General features: G+C 70.9%; 4 protein-coding genes. 3 read left to right on the top strand and 1 reads right to left on the bottom strand.

All coding sequences use genetic code 11. The features are described from left to right. Window positions 1-268 precede the first annotated feature (268 nt). The 3 genes from AC08OU_RS22590 to AC08OU_RS22600 are packed head-to-tail and all read left to right on the top strand — an operon-like array spanning window position 269 to window position 2,985. On the top strand, window positions 269-1,627 hold the full coding sequence (locus tag AC08OU_RS22590; RefSeq protein ID WP_476605738.1) for a phosphomannomutase/phosphoglucomutase: 1,359 nt from the start codon (window positions 269-271) through the stop codon (window positions 1,625-1,627). Then, window positions 1,627-1,824, top strand: coding sequence for a Trm112 family protein (locus tag AC08OU_RS22595; RefSeq protein ID WP_476605739.1), 198 nt, complete (start codon window positions 1,627-1,629; stop codon window positions 1,822-1,824). The genes AC08OU_RS22590 and AC08OU_RS22595 overlap by 1 nt, the downstream gene beginning before the upstream one ends. A 15-nt stretch (window positions 1,825-1,839) precedes the next feature. Further along, on the top strand, window positions 1,840-2,985 hold the full coding sequence (locus tag AC08OU_RS22600; protein ID WP_462188240.1) for an SIS domain-containing protein: 1,146 nt from the start codon (window positions 1,840-1,842) through the stop codon (window positions 2,983-2,985). 58 nt (window positions 2,986-3,043) lie between these two features. On the opposite strand, the gene AC08OU_RS22605 is transcribed toward AC08OU_RS22600, so the two are convergent. Further along, on the bottom strand, window positions 3,044-4,851 hold a 1,808-nt coding region (locus tag AC08OU_RS22605), incomplete at its 5' end, for a transglycosylase domain-containing protein (protein ID WP_476605740.1).

The raw sequence follows: 4,851 nt of genomic DNA on the forward strand, positions 1-4,851 counted from the left end.
GACCCGCTACGACAAGCTAGCCGTCCGCTACGAAGCAACAGTCACCTTCGCCGCGATCAACGAATGGCTGCCCCGATAAACTTCCCAAACAGGCCCTAGGTACCGGTGGTCCGGTGAGTGGTTCGGCGCGACTTCGCCCGGACGCGGTCCTGGCGGTGCCGGACCCGGCGGATAAGGTCAACCGAGCCGGTCGCAGCAGTGGCCGCGCGGCCGGGGGGGCACCATTCACCCGGTGCCGGGGGACACCAGGGAGAAGGGGTTGGAAGGGATGCGTGACCTCTCGCGGATCTTCAAGGCGTACGACGTGCGTGGCGTGGTGCCGGCGGAGTTCGATGCCGACGTCGCCCGAGCCACCGGAGCCGCCTTCGTGCGGCTGCTCGGCGCCCCGCGGATCGTGACCGCGCACGACATGCGGGAGTCGTCGGTCCCGCTCGCCGAGGCCTTCGCCGAGGGGGCGGTCAGCCAGGGCGCGGACGTGATCGCCGCCGGGCTGGGATCCACCGATCTGCTCTACTTCGCCGCCGGTTCGCTGAACATTCCGGGTGCGATGTTCACCGCGTCGCACAACCCGGCGAAGTACAACGGCATGAAGCTCTGCCGGGCCGGCGCGGCACCCATCGGCCAGGAGACCGGGCTCGCCGACATCCGCGCGATGATCGAGGCGGGCATTCCCGCCGGTCCCGGTCGTCGCGGCACCGTGACCCGGCGGGACCTGCTGGACTCCTACGTGCGTCATCTGCGCACCCTGGTCGACCTGGCGGGGATCCGGCCGCTGACGGTCGCCGTGGACGCGGGTAACGGCATGGGCGGGCTGACCGTCCCGGCCACCTTCACCGGGCTGCCGCTGACAGTGATCCCGCTCTACTTCGAGCTGGACGGCTCCTTCCCGAACCACGAGGCGAACCCGATCGAGCCGGCGAACCTGCGGGACCTGCAGGCCGCCGTCCGCAGCTCCGGAGCCGACATCGGCTTGGCCTTCGACGGCGACGCCGACCGCTGCTTTGTCGTCGACGAGCGGGGGGAGATCGTCTCTCCGTCGACCATCACCGCCCTGGTGGCCGATCGCGAGCTGGCCCGGGAGCCGGGGGGCACGGTCATCCACAACGTCATCGTCAGCCGGGCGGTCCCCGAGTTGGTCACCGAGCGCGGGGGCGTCCCGGTCCGCACCCGCGTGGGCCACTCGTTCATCAAGGCCGAGATGGCCCGTACCGGCGCGGTCTTCGGTGGCGAGCATTCCGGTCACTTCTACTTCCGCGACTTCTGGCGGGCGGACTCCGGCATGCTCGCCGCGCTTCATGTGCTCGCCGCGTTGGGCGGCCAGGACCGGCCGCTGTCCGGGCTGCTCGGGGGGTACGCCCGTTACAGCGCGTCCGGTGAGATCAATTCCGAGATCGCGGACGCCGCGGCGGCGATGAACGTGAGCGAGAAGGCGTACGCGCCGGACGCCGCCGACGTGGACCACCTGGACGGGTTGACGATCTCCTTCTCGGACGGATCCTGGTTTAACCTCCGCCCGTCCAACACCGAGCCGCTGTTGCGGCTCAACGTGGAGGGGCCCGACGACGCCACGATGCATCGGCTGCGCGACGAGATCCTCGCTCGCATCCGGAGCGGAAGGGAAGCCTGATGAGTCTCGACCCGCTGCTGTTGGAGATCCTCGTCTGCCCGTGCAGCAAGCACGGTGAGCTGCGGCCCGACGAGCTGGGCGGTGCCCCCGTGCTGGTGTGCCTCGCCTGCGGCCTGGCGTTCCCGGTGTGTGACGACATCCCGGTGATGCTGCTCGACGAGGCGGTCCCGTTCTCCGGCGCGCCGGCGTCGAACTGACGCCGCGGCCTCGACGTGTACCTCGACGAGGCGATCCTCGACGACACCGCCCGCATTGACGCCGGTCACGCCGGCGGTCTCCTGCCGCACATCGCCTCCGCCGCCCGCCAGGTCCGTCGCGGTGCCACCCTCGCCCAGGAGGCCGGGGTCGCTCGCCTTGCCGCTGACGGGCGGCCCCGGGCGGTCGTCGTGGTGGGGGTGGGCGGCGCGGCGCTGGCCGCCGGGGTGCTCGCCGCCGTCGCCGGGCCGGCCAGCCCGGTGCCCGTCATCGGTCACCACACCTACGGCCTGCCGGGCTGGGTGGGGGTGGCCGACGTCGTCCTTGCGGTGTCGGCGTCCGGTACCTCCGCGGAGACCTGTTCGGCGGTGGAGGAGGCGAACCGGCGCGGCGCGCGGGTGGCCGTGGTCGCCCCTGCCGACACCCCCCTGGCCCACCTGGCCGGGGTGGCCGGTGCGCCCCTCGTCGTGACCTCGGCGGAGCAGCCCGCTCGTGCCGCCCTGTGGTCGTTGTCGCTGCCACTGATCATCGTCGCCCGGGCCCTGGGTATCGCGCGGGTGGCGGACGAGGCGATCGAGGCGGCCGCCGTCCGCCTCGAGGACGTCGCGACCCGCTGCCGTACGTCCAGCGAGTCGTTCGTCAATCCGGCGAAGACGCTGGCGCTCGAGCTGGCCGGTACGTTGCCGATCATCTGGGGAACCTCACCGGTGACGAACGTGGTGGCCGAACGTGCCGTCACCCAGCTCGCGACGAACGCGAAGTATCCGGCCATCGCCGGGGCGCTGCCGCATCCCGCCCGCCACCAGGTCGCGCTGTTCGACGGTGCTTTCGGCGCGGGTCTCGCGGCTGGCGGCCCGGTGCGCGACGACTTCGACGACTTCTTCCGCGACCGCGCCGAGGAGGACGAGTCGATCCGGCTCCGCCTGGTCCTGCTGCGCGATCCCGACGTCGAACGCCTGGATGTCGCCCGGCAGGCCGAGGCGGCGGTGGCGGTGGCGGCCGAGCGAGGCGTCGGCGTCACCGAACTGCGCGCCGACGGCGGCGGGCCGCTGGAACGGCTCGCCTCACTCATCGGCCTGTTCGACTACACGGCCGTTTATCTCGCCCTAGCGATCGGGGTCGATCCCGTGCAGGTGCCCGCGGCCCACGACCTTAGGCGTTGACCAGGACCTTAGGCGTTGACCAGGATCTCAGGCGCTGACCAGGCCGCCGGAAGGCTGGCTAGCGGCCGGCAGGCTGATCCCCTCTGCCGGATCCTGGTTCGACGCCGTTCTGAGGCTGCTGCGGCTGTCCCTGGTTCTGCCCGCTCTGGCCCGTGCCGGGCTGGGCGCCGCCTCCCTGTGGCTGTCCGCCCATGCCGGGAAAGATCTGCTGACCCAGGTTCTGCAACAAGTCGCCGAGGCCCTGACCGGGCGCCGGTGCTGGCGGGGTGTTCTGCAGACCTCCCTTGGTGCCGCGCGCGACGGTCGGATCGGCGCCGGGCAACGGGACCACCGGCCGGTTGGCCAGGGCGGCCCGCATCGACTTGCTCCAGATGATCGCGGGCAGGTCGCCGCCGAAGACATGGGGCCAGGTCCGGCCGTCGGCGACGACGCCCCGCAGCGGGTGGCTCTCCGCCCCCATGGGGTCGCCGACGGATACCGCCGCGGCGAGCTGCGGGGTGAAGCCGACATACCAGGCGGCCGAGAACTCGTCGGTGGTGCCGGTCTTGCCTGCCGAGGGGCGGTCGATGGCGGCCTTGGTCCCGGTCCCGCGGACCGGGACGCCGGCGAGCACACTGGTCACGGTGTCAGCAACACCCTTGGCGAGTACCTGTTCGCACTGCCGCGGCTGGGCGATGTCGATCGGGTCGTGGCTGGAGTCGATGGCCTCGGTGGCGAAGCGGGGCGTGCAGCGCACCCCGCCGCCGGCGATCGTCGCGTAGGCGTCGGCCATCTGCAACGGGGAGACGTACATGTACTGGCCGCCGCCGATGGCGGTGGCCCCGTCGGTGGAGCCGATCTTGTCTGCCTTCGGCGGTGTGACGCCCAGGCGTTTGGCCATCTCCAGGACCGCCGGGACGCCGGTCTTCTCCGCGAGCTGCACGTAGAAGGTGTTCACTGAGTCCCAGGTGCCCTTGGGGATGTCGTAGATGCCGGCCTCGGCGGGATCGGAGTTCGAGAAACCCCTGGGGCAGTCGCCCTCACCGCGGTCCAACGGGAACTTCTTGGTCTTGTAGCAGGCCGGGGAGTAGAAGGCCGTTGAGGTGCCGTAGCCCTGTTCGAGCGCGGCGGCGAGCACGAAGGTCTTGAACGTCGACCCGGGCTGGAAGGTGGCGCTGGTCGGCAGCGGTACCACCGTCTGGTTGACGGCTGTGTTCGAGCCGTACACCCGGTTCACTGCCATGGCGAGGATGTTGCCGGTGCCGGGCTGGATGACGACCTCGGTCGCCGACACCCGGCTGCTCGGTGACACGGTCGAGTTGACGGCGTCCTGCGCCGCCTGCTGCACCATCGGGTCGAGAGTGGTCCTGATGACCAGGCCGCCCTCGTAGATGCGTCGGTTGCGTTCCTCCAGGGTGGAACCGAGCGCCGGGCTCGCTCGCAGCTGGGACCGCACGTAGTCGCAGAAGAACGGCGCCGACGACGTCTCGCAGGAGTCCGCGGCCGGCGGCGGGGCCTTCACGACGTTCAGCGGCATCTGCTTCGTCGCCTCTGCCTGGGTGGTGGAGATATACCCCTCGGCGGCTATCTTGTCCAGCACGGTGTTGCGCCGGGCCAGCGCGGCCTCCGGGTAAGCGGCGGGGTTGTACCGGGACGGACTCTGCACGAGCCCGGCGAGCAGCGCCGCCTGTTCGAGAGTGACCTGGGAGATGGGCACCCCGAAGTAGTGCTCGGCGGCGGTGCCGATCCCGTACGCCCCGTCACCGAAATACGCGATGTTGAGGTATCGCTCCAGGATCTCGTCCTTGGAGAACCGCTTCTCGATGCCCAGGGCGTACCGGAGCTCCTGGATCTTGCGTTCCAGGGAGTTCCCGGCCGCGACCTCTC

The sequence above is a fragment of the Frankia sp. CcMO1 genome, assembly GCF_977945845.1.

Coding starts and splice junctions, on each gene's coding strand:
- AC08OU_RS22595 (WP_476605739.1), top strand. CDS start 1,627: ATGAGTCTCGACCCGCTGCTGTTGGAGATCCTCGTCTGCCCGTGCAGC.
- AC08OU_RS22590 (WP_476605738.1), top strand. CDS start 269: ATGCGTGACCTCTCGCGGATCTTCAAGGCGTACGACGTGCGTGGCGTG.